The following is a 1,095-nucleotide window of genomic DNA, read 5'->3' as shown; positions in this document are numbered from 1 at the left end:
GTAACTCTTGGATTGGATGGTTTTTTATTTCTTGGTAGTTGTTGGCTTGTTTTCACTTCTCCAATAGACTGAATATGAACGACTTTCTTTCCTATAATCAGCCTTTCATAATTGGCATAAAATCCTTGGATTACATCTTTTTTAGATTTATAAGAAGTGTGATAACCATTTTTGTACTTTTTGAACGAATGCTTCCTTGCCTTATCAAAATCTTTTGAAGCCTGTTTGGGAACTTGTGCGTTGATGTCTTTTAACCACTCATAATTCTTTCGCTTCTTGATCTTTGTAAATCGTTTCTGTAAAGCTAACTGTGAAACAGATTTTCCAAATAGCTTATAGTATCTATCACTCATTCTTTTACAATAGTTATAAGCGAATCTTGCAGCACCAGCATGGTTTCTAAGCACTTTTTCTTGTTCAAGCGTTGGAATCAGTCTGACTTTCTTCGCCAATATCATCAGAATGTAACTCCTTTAATGAAAGATTTGTTCTTCTGAATCGTAGCGTGTTCCACCAGCATTCTCCTGAGACTACTCGGATGCAAACCTGTTAATTCTGATACTTGACTAACTCGTAAAAATTTCATTATTATTCTTACCTCATTGAACCTAACATAGAACATACGTTCGTTTCATTCAATGAAGTTTGATAGATTTAATTAAATGTATCTCGTTCAACTAAGGGCGCAATTCCTTAGCCAGTTCTCTTATGAACTTCTCATGTTTTCACATGAGCGCAGACTATATGTTTATCTCTTTAGAGATAGAGGATTTTTCCATCACCATAGGCTTGTGATGTACTCTCGCCAGTTATACGAGATAGTCGTTGAACGTTCATCTTATCCATTTTGACTTAGATGATTCGAGGCGGAAGACCCATTGTTCTAGTGTTTAGGATTTAACCTTGCACGATCTGATTGATTTTTTCTGCTTTCGCGACATTCACGCTCGCTATTTCTAGCCACGTTGTAGTTCAATCAGCTTTAGGGATTGCCCGCAGTTAACCCTCACTACTAGCCAATCACTTGACTAGCAGGGCTTACTGATATATTTAATTAACTTTCGTTATAATTGGTTAAATAAATCGTAACAGTTA

Annotated in this window: 1 protein-coding gene; it reads right to left on the bottom strand. The window is 36.0% G+C overall.

Going from position 1 to position 1,095, the window contains the following annotated elements; genetic code table 11:
* Positions 1–458, bottom strand: a 458-nt coding sequence (locus PDK19_RS27205; RefSeq protein WP_242296905.1) for a helix-turn-helix domain-containing protein, incomplete at its 3' end; no start/stop codon positions are given.
* Between the last annotated feature and the right edge of the window lie 637 nt (positions 459–1,095).

Source organism: Bacillus cereus group sp. BcHK124, assembly GCF_027712065.1.
GTDB lineage: Bacteria > Bacillota > Bacilli > Bacillales > Bacillaceae_G > Bacillus_A > Bacillus_A pacificus.
This window is presented reverse-complemented; position numbering and strand designations above follow the sequence as displayed.